This window comes from Thauera sp. 63, assembly GCF_000310165.2.
Classification (GTDB): domain Bacteria; phylum Pseudomonadota; class Gammaproteobacteria; order Burkholderiales; family Rhodocyclaceae; genus Thauera; species Thauera humireducens.
The window spans coordinates 80920-100685 of record NZ_AMXC01000011.1 but is presented as its reverse complement, the minus strand read 5'-3'; the positions used below and the strand labels follow the sequence as shown (position 1 = coordinate 100685).

Below are 19766 nucleotides of genomic sequence, written 5' to 3'. Positions count from 1 at the left end.
GAGGAGACACCCCATGCGCGCACTCATTACCGGCGCCAGCCGTGGCATCGGCGCCGCCATCGCCCTTCAGCTGACACGTGACGCCCGGGCCGCCGGACAGACCGTCCGCCTGGCCATCGGCGCAACCCACCCGGGCGAGCACCTCGCCAATCTGTTGTCCGAGCTGAAAAGCTTGGGCGCCGACGCCGTAGCCGTGCTGGGCGACCTGTCCGACCCAGCCGTGCCGGCACGCCTGGTGTCCGAGGCGGAGGAATTCTGCGGGGGGCTCGACGCCCTGGTCTGCAACGCCGGCATCCTCGGCCCCAGCTCACTCGCCCAGCTCGACATCGACAGCTGGGACCGCCTGTTCGCCGTCAACACCCGCGCCACCTGGCTTCTGGCCCAGGCCGCCTACCCGGCACTGAAGAACAGCTGCGGTGCAATGGTCGCCGTGGCCTCGATGGCCGGCATGCAAGCCCACCCCAACAGCGGCGCGTACTCCTCATCCAAGGCGGCGATGATCATGCTGTGCCAGCAACTGGCGCTGGAGTGGGCTACCGACGGTATCCGCGTCAACAGCCTGTCGCCCGGCATGGTGCATACCACCCTGACCGACCGTCTGTACCAGAACGCCGACGTCGCCGCGCGCCGCAAGGCCATCGTCCCGCTGCATCGCATCGGCCAACCGGAGGACATCGCCCACACTGTCGCTTTCCTGCTCAGTCCGGGCGCGACCTACATCACCGGGCAGAACATCTGCGTCGATGGCGGATTCACCCATTCGTTGATGAGCACCATCCCCGGCATGCCCAAGACGGACTGAGCGACGCAATGCACACCTCCCATTCCACGCCGCTACGTATCGCCCTGATCGGCGCAGGCATCATGGGTCGCCAGCACGTCGGCACAATGAAACGCGTGCCCGACGTCGAACTGGTCGCAGTGGTCGACCCCTTCACTCGCAGCCTGGCTGACGAAGAAGGCGTCGCCGCCTTCACCGACGCCCGGACGATGCTCTCCGTGGTGAAGCCGGACGCCGCGCTGATCGTCAATCCCAACGACCTCCATGTGCCGACCGCACTCGACTGCATCGCCGCGGGCGTACCTGCCCTGCTCGAGAAGCCGGTCGCGACCTCGCTGGATGACGCACGTCGTCTGATCGCCGCACTGCGCGACAGCCCGACCCCCATCCTCGTCGGCCACCATCGCCGCCACAACCCGGTGATTGCGCGCGCCAAAGAGATCATCGAATCCGGTGCGCTCGGCCGTCCCAGCCTGGCGACCGCACTGTGGCAAACGAAGAAGCCCGACGCCTATTACGACATGGCCTGGCGCCGCGAAGCCGGCGCCGGAGTCATCCTGATCAACCTGGTGCACGAAACCGATCTGCTCCGCCACCTCTATGGCGAAGTGCTCGAAGTGCAGGCCTTCACCAGCAATGCGCTACGCGGCTTTGCGGTGGAAGACACTGCGACGATCAACTTACGTTTCGAAAGCGGCGCACTGGCCAGCATCGTCGGCTCGGATGCCGTCGCCTCGCCCTGGGGCTGGGAAAAGAACCTCAACGAAGTGCCCAAGTTCGCCAAGGAATACGACCAGCCCTGCCTGTTGCTGTCGGGCACCGAAGGCGCGCTGTCCATTCCGCAACTCAAGCTGTGGCGCTATGGCGAACGCGCCGACTGGGAGGCCCCCCTGTCGCAACAGCAAATCGGCTACCAGGCCGAAGACCCGCAAGTGCTGCAGCTACGTCACTTCGTGCGCGTGGCACGCGGCGAAGTCGCCCCACTGATCAGTGTTGAAGACGCCGCACGCACCATCGCCGTGGTCGACGCGATCCACCAGGCGGCGCGAGAACGCCGCGCGGTGACGCCGACTTACCCCTGAACCTCCCCCTCATCCCCTCCCTTTTCTCACCGAAGGAAACCGACATGAAAAAATATGAAGTCGCCCTCATCGACATCCCGATGTTCTCCAATGCCAAGGTCTATCCGTTGATCGAGGCCTACGCCACCGCGCCACAGGCTCTCGGTCGCCTGCTCGCCATCTGGTATTCGGACATCGGCGAACTGAACCAGGTCATGGTGCTGCGCGAATTCGAGACCGCCTCCGATCTCGACGCCGAGCGCGAACGCATGATGCTGGGCGGCAAGCCCTTTGGCCTCGACAACGAACTGATGCTGGGCCTGAATCTGTCGACCTACGCGGCCTTCCCCTTCCTGCCGCCGGTCGAGACCGGTGCGCGTGGCCCGGTGTACGAAGTGCGCACCTATGGCATCAAACCCGAAGGCGTCGCTGCCACCATCGAAGCCTGGAAAGGCGCCTACGCCGCGCGCCACGCGGTGTCGCCGCTGTTGATCGCGATGTATGCGCTGGACGGCCAAGGCCCGCGCTTCATGAACATCTGGCCCTATGCGAGCACCGACGCCCGCGCCAAGGCCCGGGCCGATTCCGTGGCACAAGGCGTGTGGCCGCCGAAGGGTGGCCCGGCCCACCTGACCACGCTGCACAGCGCCATCTTCCTGCCGGCACCGAATTCGCCGCTGCGTTGAGAGCTCAGACCCGATGAATCGCCCGCTCTCGCTCGCAGCACTCACCGTGCTGGACCTCTCCCCCGCCGACATGGTGAGCTGCGCCGCGTGGGCGGGCTATTCCCACGTCGGTCTGCGCCTCAACCCGGCAACGCCGACCGAGGCGCATTACTCCACCATCGGCGATACCCCCGTGATCCGCGAGGTGCTTGCGCGCCTGCAGGATACCGGGATCAGGGTGCTGGACATCGAGATCCTGCGCCTGAAGCCCGACACGCGGGTTGCCGATTTCGAAGCCTTCTTCGAAACTGGCGCCCGCCTGGGTGCGCAGCATGTCTTGCTCGCAGGCAACGACCCCGATCAAGCACGCCTGGTCGACAACTTTGGCGCCACCTGCGATTTGGCGGCACGCTACGGTCTGGCGGCCCACCTCGAACCGATGCCGTGGACCGACGTGCGCAACGTCGCCGAAGCCGACGCGATCATCCGCGCCGCCGGGCGCGATAATGGCGGCATCATTATCGATCCGATCCATTTCGACCGCAGCGGCGACACCATTGACGGGCTTGCCGCCATCCCACCATCGCGCTTCCGCTACATGCAGTTTTGCGATGCGCCGGCCGCACGCCCGACAACCACCGAGGAAATCCTGTTTCAGGCCCGCGCCGAACGTTTGCCTCCGGCTGAAGGCGGACTGCCACTGCGCGAACTGCTAGGGGCATTGCCGGCAGGTATTACGCTGTCGATCGAGGTGCCGCAGATGGCATTGGCCCGCACTGTGGGCCCGTTCGAACGCGCACGCCGTCTGCGCGAGGCTTGCCAACATCTGCTGGCAGGCTGCTGAGATGCGGCCCTGACGGGTGAGCACGCTGACGCAAGAAGGGAGGGGATGACCCCTCCTTTTTGCGTCAATGCCTCTGGCACCTCAGCCCTGCCAGGCAGGGCTGAGGTGCCGCACTCAACGCCGTGCCCGGGCTACGGCGTCCCGAGCCGCCAGATAGGCAAACACTACTCCCGGTCCAACGGTGATCCCCGGTCCCGGATAAGTCCCGCCCATGATCGACTGCTGGTCATTGCCAATGGCATACAACCCAGGAATCGACTGTTCGGCCGCATCGAGCGCACGCGCGTTATCGTCGGTCAGGAAGCCTTTTGCCGCGCCGATATCACCCGGATAGAGACGCACAGCGTAGAACGGCGCCGTCTCGATCGGACCCAGGCTAGGGTTGGGGCCGCTCCAGTTTGCATCGCCGTTGGCTCGCTGATACAGCGTCGTACCGCGCTGGAAGTGTTCATCCACGCCGGTCCTGGCGAAGCGCCCGATGTCGGCCGCGGACTGCTCGAGATTCGCGGCATCGACGCCAAGTTTGTGCGCCAACTCCGCGAGCGTCTTGCCGGAAACGACATAGCCATCGGCCAGCGCCTCGGCCAACCCCATCTTGTTGGGCCGCACCATGCCCATACCATACTTGCGCATCCCTTCTGCATCGGTGACGAGGAAGGATGGGACCGACGGCGTAGTCTTGTTCGCCGCCTGCATGGTGATGCCGGTGAGATGGTAGGAAATCGACTCGTTGTAGTAACGCTTGCCGTGCTGATTGACGATCATCATGCCCGGCTTGGCACGGTCGAAAACGAAGTGCGGAAACACCGCCAGGCTGCCATCCTTGCGCTTGCGGATCGACACCGGCGCCCAGAAGCACGGGCTGAGTTCACCCTCGCCATAGCGCGCACCCACCGCTTCGGCCAGCTCATGCAAGGCCCCCGTGTGACCTGGACCGCCCGGACACCAATTGACGTCGGCGCCCGGCATCAGTTGCGCACGGCGCTGCGGGTGGCGATTGAAGCCGCCGGTCGCCATGATCACCCCGCCCGTCACCTCGATACGACGCGACACGCCGCGCTGACTCAAGACCAGCGCATCGACCCCTTCGGCGCCACGCCTCAACTCCGTGACACGCGTTTCCGTCATCAGGCTCACGCCACGCTCGCGGATGGACAACAACAGACGTCCGATCAGCGCGTTACCCATCACCAATCGTGTGCCACGCGGGTAGCGCAGTCGGTCGCCGGCGTGGCGCAACATGATGCGGGTGACGTACTTGAAAGTGTCCCATGAGCCCCACCACTGCTTGATGAAGGCCATCAACCGCAAGATGTCGTCACGGTCGACCATCATGCCCTTCAGCACGGTGAACTCCGGAATGGGCGGGCGGATGAGGTTGAAGTGTTCGCCCAACAAGCGGCCATCAAACGGATAGGGCTCCAGCGCGCGGCCACACGTGGTCGATCCTTCGAGCTCGGACAGGTAGTCGGGGTGAAAGTCGCGCGGGCGGTACTTGACGTGCGAGTTGTCCTCGATCTTCGCCACCGCATCTGCGCCGTTGTCGAGGAAAGCCTGCCGGACACGCGGATCCGAGCGCTCGCCCACCGCCAGATCAAGGAATCGCTTGGCATCCTGCAATGAATCCTTCGGATTCACTTTGGGGGCATGCCGCGTCCCCACGATCCAGGTGGTCGCGCCCGAATAGGCCGTCGTGCCGCCCACATATTCGGTCGACTCGACCAATAGGACCTTGGCACCGTCGATAGCGGCATACAGCGCTGCGGACATGCCAGCGCCACCGGCGCCGACGACAACGACGTCGTAGCGCTCACCGTCCTGGATGTCTTCGATACGTTTCAGCATGAGGCTCCTCGTTCTTCTCGATGATGTACTGGATGTTATTTTTAGAACTGTATTCCACTTTAAAAGGTTGTACCAGTATTTTTTGAGCATGCCTGGTTGCGCTTTTTCGGCGCCGTTTCTCACGCATGCAGGTGTCCAGCCAGGAGGAGGCGTATGGTTCCGAAGTGGAACCAAATCCCGTTTCCATCGACCCGAAGCCAGCGTTCAAGATTTCCCTTTTACTTGAATAAAAATTTTTCTTGAACACTATTCCATTCTAGAACCTCATTCTCTATTATCGAACCCATGGCCGGATCACTTCTCTCGCGCGCCTTTGGCGCCCTCGAACTGCTTGCGAACCACCCACAGGGCATTGCCCTGCAGGATGTCGCCGATTCGCTGAACATTCCCAAGAGCGCCGCGCACCGCCTGCTGGCCTCACTGGTGGAGTACGGCTACGTGCGACAGGACACCGCAAGCGCCCACTACATGTTGACGATGCGTCTGCTGACGGTCGCACTGGGCTTCCTCGCCCGCAGCGGCATCAACGACATCGCCCAACCGCTGATGGATCGACTTGCCACCTCGACCGGTGAGTTGGTACGCCTGAGTGTCATCGAAGGCGATCCACCCAACCAGAGCCAGGTCTGGGTCGGCAAGGCACAGGGGGCGCAGCAAGGCCTGCGCTACGACCCCGACATGGGGCGCGCAGCCCCCCTGTCGTGCACGTCGACCGGGTTTGCCTGGCTGGCCTGCCTGAGTGACGAAGACGCGCTGCAACTGGTGTCGCGTCAGGGCATCGCACTGGGGCCAGAGCTCGGTCGCAATGCACCGCGGACACTGAAGGAAGTGCTGTCCTGCATCGAACTCGCGCGCGAACGAGGCTACGCCATGGTCACGGACTGCTCAGAACCAGGACTCGCGGCCATTGCGACGGCAGTCAAGCACCCGGTGACGAAAGCCGTGATCGGTGTGTTGAGCGTCTCGGGCCCGAGCGCCCGCCTGACCGAGGAGCGGATGCAGGCCCTGGCGCCTGAACTCCTGAAGACCGCAGAAGAGCTGGGACTGGGCTACCAGAACTCGAGCTTGTTCGGCGGCCGTGCGCGTAGCCATTGAGGCGCATCGTTCGCGTGGCCTCTGCTGGAGTTTGTTCGCTGTGCGCACAAACACGTATCACAGGGGACACTACGATGCCCAACCCTGAACTAGATTGGACGCACGTCGCGACAACAGCAGAACGCATCGGGAAAAGGAGACCAGCGGGCACCCGCTGGAAGCACGGCGCGAGATCCGCGAGCGTAATCGTGCACTACGGTTTGCGGCCTGATCAGGTGCGCCGCACACAAGTCACCTGAAGCACCTTGCACACCACATCCTAACCAGAGGAGACAACCATGATGAATTACCGCAAGCTGGCGGGCGTCGCTGCCCTGTCACTGCTCAGCAGCCTGGCAGCAGCACAGAGTTTTCCCGAACGTGAAGTTTCGGGGGTGATCCAGTGGGGTCCGGGTGGTGCGACCGACGTTGCTGTGCGCGGCATGGCAGCCCAAGCTGAACAGGCCCTCGGCAAGAAGCTCGTGTTACAGAACAAGGCTGGGGGCGTTGGCGTGATTGGCGCCAATTTCGTGTTGCAGCAGCCTTCAGACGGCTACACCCTGCTGATGGGGGCCGAGAACCCGGCCCTGTACAAGGTAATGGGTCTCGCCGACTTTGACTACAACGCCTTCTACCCGGTCAACATCATCTCGCGCGGCAACGTGCTGCTGGTGGCAAACAAGGACAAGTCCTGGAACAGCTTCAAGGATCTGTTGACGGACGTCCAGGCCAACCCGGGCAAGATCAAGATGTACACCGCCGGAATTGGCACCGTGCCCTTCACTTCAAGCGCCATGATCGCGTCGCTGACTAAGTTCCCGGTCAATCCGGTCCCGTTCGATGGCGATGGTCCGGGCATTACTGCGATGCTGGGCGGCCACGTCGACTTCGGCTTCATCGCAGCGGGCGCCGTGCAGGAACACATCAAGGCGGGTCGCCTGAAAGTGCTCGGCGTGCTCGATTCCAAGCCCTACATGGACATTCCGCCGATGACCGAAGCGCTACCGGATCTCAAGAAATACGTGCCATGGGGCTCCTTCTTCGGCGTCTTCGCCAAGAAGGATATTCCGGACGAGGCCAAGCAGAAGCTGGCTGCGGCGTTCAAGACTGCGGTCGACACCCCGGAATACCGGGCCATGATGGAAAGCCGCGGAAACGTCATGCTGAACATCTCCGGTGACGAAGCCAAGCAGTTCATCGACCGTTGGCAGTCTGTGACTGCATGGGTCTATCAGGACGCGGGGGTCGCCAAGAAGAACCCCGCCGAACTGGGCATTCCGAAGCCCTGATCCGCACCGGATACGCTACCGCTCTGTCTGCCCGCCACGGCGCCCGACGCCGTGGCGCGGCGCAACACACAAAACAAGAACATCACCACTGGAGGCCATCATGCACATCCAACGCCGCCGCCTGGCCGGTGAGGTCGTTTTCGCGCTGCTGTTGCTCGCAGCCAGCCTCTTCCTGTTCTGGCATTCATACAAGATCTCCGGCTTCTCATCCTTTACCTCGGCCGGCGCCTACCCGATGGTGACGACGGCGGTGATGAGCATCAGCGCGATCATCATCCTGTTCCAGACCCTGCGCGTCGGCCGCGTCGAAGGCGAACCCGGACAATCATTGATCTTTCAGTTCTATGCCCACGTGACGCCAACCCTCATCGTTGCCTTCACCGCGGCGATCATCGGTTACATGCTGGCGCTGGAGCAACTGGGTTTCATCCTCAGTTCCTACGTTTTCCTCGTTATCTCGATGTGGCTGCTGGGCAGCCGCAAGCTGATGATCAACTTGCTCGTCAGCGCTGCCATGATCGGCTTCATCTACGTCGTGTTTCAAACCATCTTTTCGGTCGTCGTACCCAAGGGCACGCTGATCCAAGGACTGTTCAAATGAACGAAGCGCTCGGCTACTTCCTCATTTCGTGGATGGATCCAGGCCTGATCGGGCTGGTTGCCGCGGGCACGCTCGCAGGCATCTATATCGGCGCCATCCCCGGGCTGTCAGTGACGATGGCCGTATCGATCCTGATCTCCTTCACTTTCAAATGGCAGGTCAACGAGGCGCTGGCGTTGATGTGCGGCATCTACCTCGGTGGAGTCTATGGCGGCTCGCGCACGGCGATCCTACTCAACATCCCGGGCGCGCCATCAGCCATCGCCACCGCTTTCGACGGCTATCCAATGGCCAAGCGCGGCGAGGCAGGCGCAGCAATCGGACTGACCACGATCGTGTCGGTCATCGGCGGTTTCGTCGGCATTGGCGCTCTGGCCCTGGCCGCTCCAGCAATGTCGGACTTCGCACTGCAGTTCCATTCACGCGACTACCTACTGCTGGCGATCTGGGGCATCCTGCTGGTCGGCAGCCTGTCCGGCGAGTCCTTGTACAAGGGCATCTTCGCGGGTGCACTCGGTGTCACCATCGGCACGGTAGGCCTCGATCCGCTGACCGCGGAACCCCGTCTGACCTTCGGCTCCATGCAGTTATCGGCCGGCATCTCCTATGTCGCCGCGATGATCGGCTTCTTCGGTGTCGCCGAGGTACTGTCTCAGGTGCACGACATCAAGCTCAAGGCCGTCCGACAGGACGTATCCAAGATCCTTCCGTCGTGGGCCATGGTGAAGAAATACCTGCCCCTGTCGATGCGGACATCGGGGATCGGCGTCGTTGTCGGCGCGCTTCCGGGTGCTGGCGGCGACATCGCTGCACTGCTCGCCTATGACCACGCCAAACGCAGCGTAAAGAATCCGTCGCGCCCCTTCGGCGAGGGCGCCTACGAGGGACTGGTTGCGCCCGAATCGGCCAACAACGCAGCGGTCGGCGGCGCCCATGTGCCGATGCTGACGCTGGGCATCCCGGGCGACGCAGTCACTGCGGTGATCATCGGTGCGCTCTACATCCACGGGCTCAACCCCGGACCGATGCTGATGATCCAGACGCCGCATCTGTTCTGGTTCCTCGTCGGCGCCTTGTGCCTCGCCAACGTCTTCCTCCTTATCTTCGGGCTCACCGGCATCAAGGTGTTCTGCAAGATCATGGAGATTCCCAAGCCCATCCTGCTGCCCCTCATCCTCGTGCTGTCGACGATCGGCGCCTATGCGATCAACAATAACGTGGTCGATGTCTATTGGATGCTCGGCTTTGGGTTGTTCGGCTACTTCATGAAAATGTACGGCTTCCAGGTCGCGCCAATCATCCTCGGCATCATCCTTGGCCCACTCATGGATCGCAGCTACCGCCAGGCGATGATTTCGGCCGAAGGCGACCTGATCACCTACTTCGCGAGCTTCTTCACCTCGCCGATCTCGCTCACGATCGCGTTGGCGATGGCCTTGACGCTGATCAGCCAAACGCCTTGGTGGCAACGCTGGCGCAAGGATAAGGCGGCCTGAACGACCGACTGTCGGAGCCCTGTCCGATGCCCCGTGGAAAGCATCCACGGGGCATTTTTTATCTTCCGTTCAGATACGCAGCGCCTCCGCCGCCTCCCGCAGCAGCGGCAGGAAGCGCGTGCGCATGTGTTCGATGCCCATGCGCGAGGTCGGGCCGATGATGTTGATGCCGCTGACGACCGTGCCGGCCTTGTCGCGGACCGGCACTGCGATCGAGCGCAGGCCGATCTCCATCTGCTGGTTGGCAATGGCGTAGCCTTGCGTCCTCACCTGCTGCAGCACCTTGCCCAGCTCGGCGGGCGAGACGATGGTGTTCTGGGTGAAAGGCAGGAAGCTCGTGCGCGCCAGGCAGGCGTCGAGCTCGGCCTCGGGGAGGTGGGCCAGCAGCACCATGCCGATCGAGGTCGCATAGGCGGGCAGGCGGTTGCCGACGTTCAGCGACGGCGACATGATCCGCGACGCCGCCGCGCGGGCGATATAGACGATGTCCGTGCCGTCGAGCACCGCCATCGAGCAGGCTTCGCCCACCGTCTCGCTGAGCTTGTCCAGCACCGGCTGCCCCTTGCCCGACAGCGGCGTGCCCGAGAGATAGGCATTGCCCAGTGACACGGTCTTGGGCGTCAGCGAGAAGCGGGTGCCGTCGTGGCAGCGCGCGTAGCCCAGTGCGGTGAGCGTGTGCAGGTAGCGCCGCACCGCCGCGCGCGTGATGCCCGTGCGGTAGCTGATCTGCGAGATCGACATCTGCCGGCCCTGGTTGGTGAAGGCCTGGATCACCGCCAGCCCGCGTGCCAGTGCGGTCACGAAGTTGCGATCGGTGGCGTAGTCCGCGAGGTCATCGCCCTCGGGCACCTCGGCATCCGGCTCGCCCGGCAGCGCGCCGCCGGTTGGCGCGTCGGCACTCCTGTTCGGCACATGCTTCATGTCGCTGCCCCCTCTGTTGGCGCCACCCGATATTTGTGCGCACTGCGCACAATAGGGACAATGCAGCCTTTCACGCAAGTCTCCCGAAGACTAGAGTTCGGGCACATCCAGGCGGGACTCCGCCACCCAGGAGGAACAATGAAAACACTCGTCGATGGCTACTTCCGGCTGCTCAAGCTGCTGATGTTCCTGTGCATGGTCGGCATGGTCGTCATGGTGTTCGGCAACGTGGTGATGCGCTATGCCTTCAACTCGGGCCTGACCATGTCCGAAGAGCTGGCCCGCTTCCTGTTCGTGTGGATGACCTTCCTCGGTGCCATCGTGGCGTTGCGCGAACATGCCCACCTCGGCGTCGACACGCTGATCCGCCGCCTGCCGCCACTGGGCCGCCGCTTCGCCCTGCTGCTCGGCCACATGCTGATGCTGTATGTCTGCTGGCTGATCACCACCGGCAGCTGGCAGCAGACGCAGATCAACCTTTCCGTCCCCGCGCCCGCAACCGGCCTGTCCATGGGCGCGTTCTATGGCGTGGGCGTGCTGTTCGGCATCTCGGCCGCGGCCGTCCTGCTCTACGAGGCGGTGCGCATTGCCTTCGGCCGTACCGGCGATCACGAACTGGTCATGGTCGCCAGCAACGACGCAGCCGAGGAAGTCGAGCGCCTGCAGCACGAACAACAACACGCGGGCAAAAGCAGTGCGCCCGGCGCCAAGGCCTGAGGAGACACGACATGGCCGTCACCATTTTCATCACCTCGCTGATCGGCACCATCGCCCTCGGCCTGCCCATCGCCTTTGCCCTGCTGCTGGTAGGCGTGGCGATGATGATGCACCTCGACATGTTCGACGCCCAGATCGTGGCGCAGAACCTGATCAACGGCGCCAATAGCTTCCCCTTGCTGGCCGTGCCCTTCTTCATGCTGGCGGGCGAGATCATGAACGCCGGCGGGCTGTCGAAGCGCATCGTCAACATCGCGCTCGCCACCGTCGGCCACGTCAAAGGCGGCCTGGGCTACGTCGCCATCCTCGCGTCCTGCATCCTCGCCTCGCTGTCCGGCTCCGCGGTGGCCGACGCCGCTGCGCTGTCTGCGCTGCTGGTGCCGATGATGGTCGCCGCCGGGCACGACAGGAAGCGCTCCGCAGGCCTGATTGCCGCCGGTGGCATCATCGGCCCGGTGATCCCGCCCTCGATCGGCTTCATCGTGTTCGGCGTCGCCACCGGCGTGTCGATCTCCAAGCTCTTCCTCGCCGGCATCTTCCCCGGCCTGATGATGGGCCTGGCGCTGGCGGCAGCGTGGTGGATCTACTCCCGCAGCGAAGACGTGCAACCCCAGCCGAAGAAATCCGCACGAGAAATCCGCCGTGCGGTCATCGAGGGCAGCTGGGCGCTGGGCCTGCCGCTGATCATCATCCTCGGCCTCAAGTTCGGCATCTTCACGCCGACCGAGGCGGCCGTGGTCGCGGCTGTCTATGCGCTGTTCGTCGCCATCGTCATCTACCGCGAGCTCAAGCTGTCGCAGATCTACGACGTCGTGGTGTCGGCCGCCAAGACCACCTCGGTGGTGATGCTGCTGGTCGCCGCGGCGATGGTGTCGTCGTGGATGGTGACGGTGGCCGAGTTGCCCTTCCTGCTGGTCGAGCTGCTCGAGCCCTTGCTCGACAGCCCGACGCTGCTGCTGCTGGCGATCATGATCACCATCATCCTCGTCGGCACCAGCATGGACATGACGCCCACCATCCTGATCCTCGCACCGGTGCTGATGCCGGTGGTGAAGGCTGCGGGCATCGACCCGGTGTATTTCGGCGTGCTGTTCATCATCAACACCTCGATCGGCCTCATCACCCCGCCGGTCGGCACCGTACTCAACGTCGTGGCCGGGACCGGCAAGATGAGCATGGACGAGATCGTGCGCGGCGTGTGGCCCTTCCTGCTCGCCCAGTTCGCGGTGCTGTTCCTGCTCGTGCTTTTCCCCGAGCTGGTCCTGACCCCGCTGCGCTGGCTGACCTAAGCACGCACCCACAACACCTCTCCAAGGAAACACCCGATGAGCAATACGCCGAACACGCCATCGCTTCCCTCCATGGTCTGCGGCCTGATCGGCTCGGGCATCCAGGCCTCGCTGACGCCGGCAATGCACGAGCAGGAGGGCGAAGCCCAGGGCTTCCGCTATGTCTACAAGAAGATCGATCTCGACCCGCTGGGCCTGACGGCCGACGACCTGCCCGAGCTGCTGACCGCCGCCCGGCGCATGGGCTTCTCGGGACTGAACATCACCTTCCCGTGCAAGCAGGCGATCGTGCCGCTGCTCGATGAATTGTCGGACGAGGCGCGTGCACTCAACGCGGTGAACACCGTGGTGATCAGGGACGGCCGCCTGATCGGACACAACACCGACTGCTCGGGCTTTGCCGAAGGTTTCCGCCGCGGCCTGCCGGGCGCGAAGATGGACAGGGTGGTGCAGCTCGGTGCCGGCGGCGCCGGTGCCGCGGTGGCGCATGCGGCGCTCGGCCTGGGCGCGCGCAAACTGACGGTGTTCGACATCGACCCGGCGCGCGCGCGCGAGCTCGCGGCCAGCCTGTGCGCGCGCTTCGGCGCCGGGCGCTGCATCGCGGGCAATGACCTCGCGACCGCAATGGCCGAGACCGACGGCCTGATCCACTGCACCCCCACCGGCATGGCCAAGCTGCCTGGCCTGCCGTTGCCGGCCGAGCTGATCGACGGCCGCATCTGGGTGGCGGAGATCGTCTACTTTCCGCTCGAGACCGAACTGCTGCGCGTGGCCCGCGCCAAGGGCTGCCGCACGCTCGACGGCGGCGGCATGGCGGTGTTCCAGGCCGTCGGCGCCTTCCGCCACTTCACCGGCCTCGAACCCGACGCCGAACGCATGCGCGCGCACTTCCTGTCGATGGTCGCGAACAAGAAGGACTGATCACCATGTACAAGCACATCCTGATTCCGATCGACGGCTCCGACATGTCGACCGACGCCGCCAGGCGCGCCCTCGACTTCGCCAAGATCCACGGCGCCCGCGCCACCGTGCTCTACGTGCTGACCGACAGCGCCGTGGCGGCCGGCCTGGGCAAGTCCACCCGCGACGAGGCCGCCCGCACGGAGATGGCGCAGGGCTTCCTGCGCCCGATCGGCGCGCTGGCGCGACAGGCCGGAGTCGAGGCCGAGTGCTTCTACGTCGAGAGCGACTCGCCCGCCGACGAGATCGTCGAAACTGCACGCAAGCGCGGCTGCGACCTGATCCACATGGCCTCGCACGCCCGCCGCGGCGTCGTCGAGCTGTTGCTCGGCAGCGTCACCGCCGACGTCCTCAAGCGCACCAGCATACCGGTGCTGGTGGTGCGCTGACGCGGCCTCCCGCCCCGACCCAGGAAACCCGACCGATGCGTCGTTCCATCGCCACCGTGTGCCTCAGCGGCACGCTCGAGGAAAAGCTCGAGGCCATCGCCTCGGCGCGTTTCGACGCAGTCGAGATCTTCGAGAACGACTTCATCAACTACCACGGCACCGCGGCCGACGTGCGCCGCCTGTGTCACGACCTCGGCCTCGGGATCGACCTCTACCAGCCCTTCCGCGACTTCGAAGGCGTCAGCGACGCACAGTTCAGGCGCAACCTCGATCGCGTCGAGCGCAAGTTCGACATCATGGAAGCACTGGGCGCCCCGCAATTGCTGGTGTGCTCGAGCTGCGCGCCGGACGCCATCGCCGACGATGCGCGCTCGGCTGCCCAGCTCTACGAACTGGCCGAGCGCGCTGCCCGCCGCAACATCACGATCGGCTTCGAGGCGCTGGCGTGGTCGCGCCACATCCGGCACTACCAGCACGCCTGGAAGATCGTGAAGGAGGCCAACCACCCGCACCTCGGCATCCTGCTCGACAGCTTCCACATCCTGTCGCTGGGCGACGACCCCGCCGCCATCGCGGACATTCCGGGCGACAAGATCGCCTTCCTGCAACTGGCCGACGCCCCCTACAAGGTCATGGACGTGCTGCAGTGGAGCCGGCATTTCCGCTGCTTCCCGGGACAGGGCAATTTCGACCTGGTCACTTTCCTGGAGAAGGTCCTGCTCGCCGGCTACACCGGACCGCTGTCGCTCGAGGTGTTCAACGACCATTTCCGCGCGGCGCCGACCCGCCCGACCGCAATCGACGCCTACCGCTCCCTGCTGTACCTGGAGGAAGCCGTGGAACGCCGGCTCGCCGCCCCCGGCGATGACGTCTTACTGAACCAGGCACGCGAGGCCGCCGCTGCGCGCGTCGAACTGTTCAGCCCGCCCCGCATCCCGGCACTGGACGGCCTGGCCTTCATCGAGTTCGCGGTCGACACCGAATCCGAACGCGCCCTGGCCCAGGTGCTGGGCGCGCTGGGCTTTCGCCGCGCCGGCGAGCACCGCTCTAAGGCCGTCACGCTGTACCGCCAGGGCGACATCGACATCATCCTGAATGCGGAGCCCGGTTCCTTCGCGCGCAGCCATTTCATGCAGCACGGGCCCTCGATCTGCGCACTGGGCATCGCCACCGAAGACAGCCTGCGCGCCCTGAATCGCGCCACCGCCTTCGGCTGCCCCCGCTTCGAAGGCCGCATCGGCCCGAACGAGCTGAAGATTCCAGCGATTCGCGCACCCGACGGCAGCCTGATCTACTTCGTACCGTCCACTCAAGGCTCGAAGCGGCTGTTCGAGATCGACTTCCTGCTCGAGGACGAGACCGCAAGCGCGCCCTCGCCCACCGACCTCCAGGCGGTCGACCACATCGCGCAGGGCCTGCCGCAGCTGCGCCAGGATGCCTGGACCCTGTTCTATCGTGCCATCCTCGGCGGCGAGCCCGGTGAAAGCATGGACCTCGTCGATCCCTACGGCCTGATCAGCACCCGCGGGGTCGCAACGGCAGACCGCAAGCTGCGCTTCGTGCTCGACGTGTCGGACAGCGACACCACCGCCACGGCGCGCACCATCACGCAACTGGCGGGCGCCAGCGTGCACCACGTGTCCTTCAGCTGTGCCGACATCTTCGCGACGGTGGAGCGGCTGCGTGCCAACGGCGTCAGCTTCATCCCGGTGTCGCCGAACTACTACGACGACCTGCCGACCCGCTTCGTACTGGACGACGCACTCGTCGCCCGCATGGCTGCGCTCGGCATCCTGTATGACGCGACGGCCGAGGGCGAGTACTTCCATGTCTACACCCAGGTGTTCGCCGAACGCTTCTTCTTCGAGATCGTGCAGCGCAACGGCGCCTATGACGGGTACGGCGCAGCGAACGCGCCGGCGCGCATGATGGCCCACCTGCGCACGAACCGCTGAGCGCGACGCCCACTACCCGGAACCGCCCGCGCGAGGACGGCGCGGCGTACTCAGTCCTTCGGCAGTGAGGGGCGCGGCGTCCGGCGGCGTGGCAGATCGATGTGACGCAGGCGGGCGAGCAGCCAGTGCAGCGAGTCGCGGGCCTGTTCGGCCACGAAGGCGGCCGGCAGCTGGGCATGGTCGGCATTCGCGGCGTTGAGGCAGAAGCCGCCGTGGAAGCCAATCACCCGCAGACGGCGAATCAGTTCCAGCAGGGCTTCGGCGCTGCTGCCGTCGCCGGGGAACACGCGCACGTAGTCCTGCGTCCGCTCCCCTGCGGCGGGTGATGCGGCGTCGCCCGCGCGCATCGCGATCGTGTCGCTCAGGCCGACCAGGAACAGGCGGTCTGCATAGCAGCGATCGAGCGCATCGAGCCCGCCATCGCCAGTGAAGAGATGGCCGGTGTCGATGGCCATGCCGAGGTTGGCGCGATCGGCCGCATTCACGCAGGCCTCGGCGCTCACCACGTCCGCCGCGACGCGCGAGCCGGGCTGCGCCTGATAGGCGATGTCGATACCCTTGGGCACGGCCAGCGTGGCGAGCTTGGCCAGGTCGCGCGCCACGTGCTCGGCGTCTTCGCCGGCCTCCGCGACGGTGCTGGCCGTGACCAGCAGTAGCGGCGCCCCGGCGGCACGGCACAGGTTGAGCAGCCCCTTGGCGATGTTCACCTTGTACTGGTGCAACGGCCCCGACAGTCCTTCGTAGTCCTGCAACTGGCGCAAGGCCTGCACCCGGACGCCACTGTGGCGCACCAGCGCCACCGCCTCGTCCACCCCGCGCGGATGGCTCACCAGATCCGCAGCCGACACCACGACCTGCCGGAAGCCGCTGGCCATGGCCGCCCCCAGGCGTACCTCGAGCGGGCCGGCCATGGCGCTGGTGTCGAGCGCGACAGAATCGAAATCCAAGACGTCCTCCGCAGGAAATGACGAGCGTCGCCGGGCTCAGCCCGCGGCGAGCCGGCTGGCGACGAGTTCGAAGGTGACGCTGCCGAGATAGACCTGCGTCAGCGCGCCCTTCTCGCCCGGATGCAGTGCCCCCTCGTCGATGAAGACCACGCCGCGCTCGCGCAACACCCGCATCGCCTCCAGCACGTCGGGCGTCCCCAGGCCGATGCGTACCAGGCCATCGTCCCAATGGATGTCCTCGGCCCCTTCCGGCGGCTCGATAAGCTGCAGGTAGAAGCGGCCACAGGGGCTCTGCAGAAGCGTGCCCTTGGGCAGGATGCCGACAAAGTCCGCCTCGGTCAGCTGCCGGAAGCCCAGCATCTGACGGTAGAAATCCACCCACTCGCTGCTGCGGAAGGCACCCACCGCCTGCACCAGGCCGAAGTAATGCAGCCCGGCAAGGGCAGGTGGGTTCGAGTCCGTGCCGGGCAGCGGCACGAAGTCGACGTCGTAGATCGAGAAGTCCTTGTAGCGGTCGACGAAATAGATCGCGCTTTCGCCGCTGCCGAGGATGCCCGGAATGTTCAGTTCCATCGCTGCGGCGCGGCGCGGCACCTCCCATGCACCGGCATCGAGCGAATGACGCATGGCGTAGGCGGCGTCACGCACGCGGAAGGCGACCGCAGAGACGAAGGTGGCTGACGGATCGGCCCCGCCGGGTTCGGCATTGACGATGAGATTCATCGCCCCCTGGCGGTAGAGCACGACCTCGCGCGAGCGGTGGCGCGCGATCGGTGCGAAGCCGAGCCGCTGCAGCACGCCGCCCAGCGCCTGTGGCCGGCCGGTGACGAATTCGATGAATTCCACCCCGTCGATACCGAGGGGGTTGAGCGGTTCTGGAACCAGGTCTCGCGCAGTCATGGGCTCGCTTTGAAATGGAAGAACACAGCGTGGGTGGCACCACCTCGGGGCACCGCATCGGACGACGCCCCGAGCCTAGCCGATGGCGCCTCGTGCTGCAAATGCGTCGGCCGGCCCTGCCCCTCCAAGGAGGCCCGGACCGGCCGACGCGTCAGACATCACGGATGCTCAGCTCAGGATACGGCCCACAGCGCCACCAGCGAGATGCTCGGGAAGAACACCAGCAGGAAGATGCGGATGATGTCCGAGGCGAGGAAAGGCAGCACGCCGCGGAAGATCGTCGCCATCGGCACGTCCTTCGCCACCCCGTTGATGATGTAGACGTTCATCCCCACAGGCGGCGTGATCAGGCCCACCTCCATCACCACCAGCGCAACCATGCCGAACCAGATCGCCTTCTCTTCCATGCCCAGGCCCCAGTAGTCCATGCCCAGGATGATCGGCAGGAAGATGGGCACCGTCAGCAGGATCATCGACAGGCTGTCCATCACGCAGCCGAGCACCAGGTAGATGAGGATGATTGCGAACAGCACCGTGAAGGGACCGAAGCCCATCTCCTGCACCCACGCCGCGGCCTCGGCCGGCAGCTGCGACAGCGCCATGAACGAGTTCAGCGTATCGGCCCCGAGCAGGATCAGGAACATCATGCCGGTGCCGGTGGCAGTGCCATAGATGCACTCCATGAAACCGCGCCCTTTCAGGCCGCCCGACCGCCACGCAGCGATACCGGTCGCCAGCGCACCGACGGCCGCGGCTTCGGTCGGGGTGAAGAGACCGCCGTAGATACCGCCGATCACCACCAGGAAGATCAGCAGCACCGGCCAGGTATCGATCACCGTCCTGAGGCGCTCGGCCCAGCTGTGCTTGGGCGAGCCCGGACCGCCTGCAGCGGCATCGACGCGGCACACGATGGCAATCACCAGCATGTAGCCGATCGCCGCCAGGATGCCCGGGACGAAGGCGGCCAGGAACAGCTTGGCGATGTTCTGCTCGGCCAGGATGGCGTAGATCACCAGCGGCACCGACGGCGGGATCAGGATGCCGAGCGTGCCGCCCGCAGCCAGCGAACCCGTCGCCAGGCTGGGCTTGTATTGATGGCGCTTGAGCTCGGGTAGCACCACGTGCGACATCGTCGCGGCGGTTGCCAGCGAGGAGCCGCAGATCGCGCCAAAGCCGGCGCAAGAGGCCACGCCCGCCATGGCCATGCCACCCTTCCAGTGGCCGATGAAGGCATTGCCCGCCTTGAACAGCGCACGCGACAACCCGCCGTGGGTGGCGAACTGCCCCATCAGCAGGAAGAGCGGCACCACCGACAGGTCGTACAGCGAGAAACGGCCATAGGGCGCGTTCTTCAGATAGGCGAGCAGCGGGTCCAGCCCCGACACCCAGATGTAGCCGATGGCGCCGGTGAGGAACATCGCGATGCCGATCTGCACGCGCAGCGCCAGCATCGACATCATCACCACGCCCATGATCAGGCCGATCGTCGTTCCACTCATGCTGCCGCTCCCGAGCGCAGTTCCTGGACAAAGGTGTACAGCGCCGCGATGCCGAGCAGCACGAAGGCCGGCACCACCGGGACATAGCCCCACCACACCGGCAGCGAGATCACCATCGAGGTCTCGCCGTATTCACGCATCTCCAGCATGCCTTCCCAGATCCGCCAGGCCAGCACGAAGGCGCAGAACGCCATGAGCAACGCCGCGATCGAATCGAGGAGACGCTTCAGGCCGGCCGGGGCCCACAGGGTGAAGAAATCCACGAACACATGACCCTTCTTCAGCTGGCAGTAGGGCAGGCACATCGCAATCCCCATCGCCGAGAGCATCTGCACCAGTTCATAGTCGCCCGGCACCGGCTCTCCGATCGTGGCACGTCCGACCACGCTCACAACCGACATCACCGACTCAATGCAGAACATCACGCCGGCGAGAATCGCCATCGCCGCGCAGGCCCATTCGATACTCTTGCCAACCGGCCCTGTCGGGGCCACATACGGTTGGTCCATCGCCTCCGCCATCACACGTCTCCT

Annotated in this window: 19 protein-coding genes; 13 read left to right on the top strand and 6 right to left on the bottom strand. The window is 65.0% G+C overall.

Going from position 1 to position 19766, the window contains the following annotated elements:
• Window positions 1–13 precede the first annotated feature (13 nt).
• Genes C664_RS11695 through C664_RS11680 form a run of 4 tightly spaced genes read left to right on the top strand, consistent with a single transcriptional unit; the run spans window position 14 to window position 3351 of the window.
• Complete coding sequence (locus tag C664_RS11695; protein ID WP_004260071.1) at window positions 14–802, top strand: SDR family NAD(P)-dependent oxidoreductase; 789 nt, start codon at window positions 14–16, stop codon at window positions 800–802.
• Between the two features lie 8 nt (window positions 803–810).
• Window positions 811–1863, top strand: a complete 1053-nt coding sequence (locus C664_RS11690) for a Gfo/Idh/MocA family protein (RefSeq protein ID WP_004260066.1) — start codon at window positions 811–813, stop codon at window positions 1861–1863.
• Window positions 1864–1907: 44 nt separating this feature from the next.
• Entirely contained in the window at window positions 1908–2528 is a 621-nt protein-coding gene (locus tag C664_RS11685) for an NIPSNAP family protein (protein ID WP_004260063.1), read from the top strand.
• Window positions 2529–2541: 13 nt separating this feature from the next.
• Window positions 2542–3351 carry a sugar phosphate isomerase/epimerase family protein gene (locus C664_RS11680; RefSeq protein ID WP_004260059.1) on the top strand — a complete coding sequence of 270 codons (810 nt, stop codon included), beginning with the start codon at window positions 2542–2544 and terminating at the stop codon, window positions 3349–3351.
• A gap of 114 nt (window positions 3352–3465) precedes the next feature.
• On the opposite strand, the gene C664_RS11675 is transcribed toward C664_RS11680, so the two are convergent.
• The gene (locus C664_RS11675) at window positions 3466–5196 is read right to left on the bottom strand and encodes an FAD-dependent oxidoreductase (protein WP_004260057.1); all 1731 of its coding nucleotides are present in this window, start codon (window positions 5194–5196) and stop codon (window positions 3466–3468) included.
• A 285-nt stretch (window positions 5197–5481) separates the two neighbouring features.
• Between C664_RS11675 and C664_RS11670 the strand changes: the two genes are divergently transcribed.
• The 4 genes from C664_RS11670 to C664_RS11655 all read left to right on the top strand — a co-directional run bounded on the left by C664_RS11670 (window position 5482) and on the right by C664_RS11655 (window position 9656).
• Window positions 5482–6291 (top strand): IclR family transcriptional regulator, encoded by an 810-nt coding sequence (locus C664_RS11670; protein ID WP_004260054.1) that lies wholly within the window; start codon window positions 5482–5484, stop codon window positions 6289–6291.
• Between the two features lie 278 nt (window positions 6292–6569).
• Window positions 6570–7559 carry a tripartite tricarboxylate transporter substrate binding protein gene (locus tag C664_RS11665; RefSeq protein WP_004260050.1) on the top strand — a complete coding sequence of 330 codons (990 nt, stop codon included), beginning with the start codon at window positions 6570–6572 and terminating at the stop codon, window positions 7557–7559.
• 100 nt (window positions 7560–7659) lie between these two features.
• Entirely contained in the window at window positions 7660–8160 is a 501-nt protein-coding gene (locus C664_RS11660; protein ID WP_004260047.1) for a tripartite tricarboxylate transporter TctB family protein, read from the top strand.
• The gene (locus C664_RS11655; RefSeq protein WP_004260044.1) at window positions 8157–9656 is read left to right on the top strand and encodes a tripartite tricarboxylate transporter permease; all 1500 of its coding nucleotides are present in this window, start codon (window positions 8157–8159) and stop codon (window positions 9654–9656) included. The genes C664_RS11660 and C664_RS11655 overlap by 4 nt, the downstream gene beginning before the upstream one ends.
• A gap of 69 nt (window positions 9657–9725) precedes the next feature.
• Here the strand turns inward: C664_RS11655 and C664_RS11650 are convergent, their stop codons facing one another.
• Window positions 9726–10577 (bottom strand): IclR family transcriptional regulator domain-containing protein, encoded by an 852-nt coding sequence (locus tag C664_RS11650; RefSeq protein WP_004260039.1) that lies wholly within the window; start codon window positions 10575–10577, stop codon window positions 9726–9728.
• A 138-nt stretch (window positions 10578–10715) separates the two neighbouring features.
• Between C664_RS11650 and C664_RS11645 the strand changes: the two genes are divergently transcribed.
• From C664_RS11645 to C664_RS11625, 5 genes are read left to right on the top strand one after another with little or no spacing between them, the layout of a single operon-like run.
• Entirely contained in the window at window positions 10716–11294 is a 579-nt protein-coding gene (locus C664_RS11645; RefSeq protein ID WP_004260034.1) for a TRAP transporter small permease, read from the top strand.
• 11 nt (window positions 11295–11305) lie between these two features.
• On the top strand, window positions 11306–12583 hold the full coding sequence (locus C664_RS11640; protein WP_004260030.1) for a TRAP transporter large permease subunit: 1278 nt from the start codon (window positions 11306–11308) through the stop codon (window positions 12581–12583).
• 36 nt (window positions 12584–12619) lie between these two features.
• On the top strand, window positions 12620–13504 hold the full coding sequence (locus tag C664_RS11635) for a shikimate dehydrogenase (RefSeq protein WP_004260026.1): 885 nt from the start codon (window positions 12620–12622) through the stop codon (window positions 13502–13504).
• 5 nt (window positions 13505–13509) lie between these two features.
• Window positions 13510–13932 (top strand): universal stress protein, encoded by a 423-nt coding sequence (locus C664_RS11630; RefSeq protein WP_004260022.1) that lies wholly within the window; start codon window positions 13510–13512, stop codon window positions 13930–13932.
• A gap of 35 nt (window positions 13933–13967) precedes the next feature.
• Window positions 13968–15887, top strand: coding sequence for a bifunctional sugar phosphate isomerase/epimerase/4-hydroxyphenylpyruvate dioxygenase family protein (locus C664_RS11625; RefSeq protein ID WP_004260018.1), 1920 nt, complete (start codon window positions 13968–13970; stop codon window positions 15885–15887).
• Window positions 15888–15937: 50 nt separating this feature from the next.
• Here the strand turns inward: C664_RS11625 and C664_RS11620 are convergent, their stop codons facing one another.
• From C664_RS11620 to C664_RS11605, 4 genes are all read right to left on the bottom strand, one after another.
• A complete protein-coding gene (locus C664_RS11620) occupies window positions 15938–16834 on the bottom strand; it encodes a sugar phosphate isomerase/epimerase family protein (protein WP_004260014.1) in 897 nt (298 codons plus the stop codon).
• A gap of 36 nt (window positions 16835–16870) precedes the next feature.
• Window positions 16871–17734 (bottom strand): VOC family protein, encoded by an 864-nt coding sequence (locus tag C664_RS11615; RefSeq protein ID WP_004260011.1) that lies wholly within the window; start codon window positions 17732–17734, stop codon window positions 16871–16873.
• Between the two features lie 173 nt (window positions 17735–17907).
• Window positions 17908–19233, bottom strand: a complete 1326-nt coding sequence (locus tag C664_RS11610; RefSeq protein WP_004260008.1) for a TRAP transporter large permease — start codon at window positions 19231–19233, stop codon at window positions 17908–17910.
• Window positions 19230–19754 carry a TRAP transporter small permease gene (locus C664_RS11605; protein ID WP_004260004.1) on the bottom strand — a complete coding sequence of 175 codons (525 nt, stop codon included), beginning with the start codon at window positions 19752–19754 and terminating at the stop codon, window positions 19230–19232. Before C664_RS11605 ends, C664_RS11610 begins: the two co-directional genes overlap by 4 nt.
• Window positions 19755–19766 lie beyond the last annotated feature (12 nt).

What these genes read in the sequence shown, in the direction of transcription:
- C664_RS11695 (WP_004260071.1), top strand. Translation starts at nt 14, where the DNA reads ATGCGCGCACTCATTACCGGCGCCAGCCGTGGCATCGGCGCCGCCATC.
- C664_RS11690 (WP_004260066.1), top strand. Translation starts at nt 811, where the DNA reads ATGCACACCTCCCATTCCACGCCGCTACGTATCGCCCTGATCGGCGCA.
- C664_RS11685 (WP_004260063.1), top strand. Translation starts at nt 1,908, where the DNA reads ATGAAAAAATATGAAGTCGCCCTCATCGACATCCCGATGTTCTCCAAT.
- C664_RS11680 (WP_004260059.1), top strand. Translation starts at nt 2,542, where the DNA reads ATGAATCGCCCGCTCTCGCTCGCAGCACTCACCGTGCTGGACCTCTCC.
- C664_RS11675 (WP_004260057.1), bottom strand. Translation starts at nt 5,196, where the DNA reads ATGCTGAAACGTATCGAAGACATCCAGGACGGTGAGCGCTACGACGTC.
- C664_RS11670 (WP_004260054.1), top strand. Translation starts at nt 5,482, where the DNA reads ATGGCCGGATCACTTCTCTCGCGCGCCTTTGGCGCCCTCGAACTGCTT.
- C664_RS11665 (WP_004260050.1), top strand. Translation starts at nt 6,570, where the DNA reads ATGATGAATTACCGCAAGCTGGCGGGCGTCGCTGCCCTGTCACTGCTC.
- C664_RS11660 (WP_004260047.1), top strand. Translation starts at nt 7,660, where the DNA reads ATGCACATCCAACGCCGCCGCCTGGCCGGTGAGGTCGTTTTCGCGCTG.
- C664_RS11655 (WP_004260044.1), top strand. Translation starts at nt 8,157, where the DNA reads ATGAACGAAGCGCTCGGCTACTTCCTCATTTCGTGGATGGATCCAGGC.
- C664_RS11650 (WP_004260039.1), bottom strand. Translation starts at nt 10,577, where the DNA reads ATGAAGCATGTGCCGAACAGGAGTGCCGACGCGCCAACCGGCGGCGCG.
- C664_RS11645 (WP_004260034.1), top strand. Translation starts at nt 10,716, where the DNA reads ATGAAAACACTCGTCGATGGCTACTTCCGGCTGCTCAAGCTGCTGATG.
- C664_RS11640 (WP_004260030.1), top strand. Translation starts at nt 11,306, where the DNA reads ATGGCCGTCACCATTTTCATCACCTCGCTGATCGGCACCATCGCCCTC.
- C664_RS11635 (WP_004260026.1), top strand. Translation starts at nt 12,620, where the DNA reads ATGAGCAATACGCCGAACACGCCATCGCTTCCCTCCATGGTCTGCGGC.
- C664_RS11630 (WP_004260022.1), top strand. Translation starts at nt 13,510, where the DNA reads ATGTACAAGCACATCCTGATTCCGATCGACGGCTCCGACATGTCGACC.
- C664_RS11625 (WP_004260018.1), top strand. Translation starts at nt 13,968, where the DNA reads ATGCGTCGTTCCATCGCCACCGTGTGCCTCAGCGGCACGCTCGAGGAA.
- C664_RS11615 (WP_004260011.1), bottom strand. Translation starts at nt 17,734, where the DNA reads ATGACTGCGCGAGACCTGGTTCCAGAACCGCTCAACCCCCTCGGTATC.
- C664_RS11610 (WP_004260008.1), bottom strand. Translation starts at nt 19,233, where the DNA reads ATGAGTGGAACGACGATCGGCCTGATCATGGGCGTGGTGATGATGTCG.
- C664_RS11605 (WP_004260004.1), bottom strand. Translation starts at nt 19,754, where the DNA reads ATGGCGGAGGCGATGGACCAACCGTATGTGGCCCCGACAGGGCCGGTT.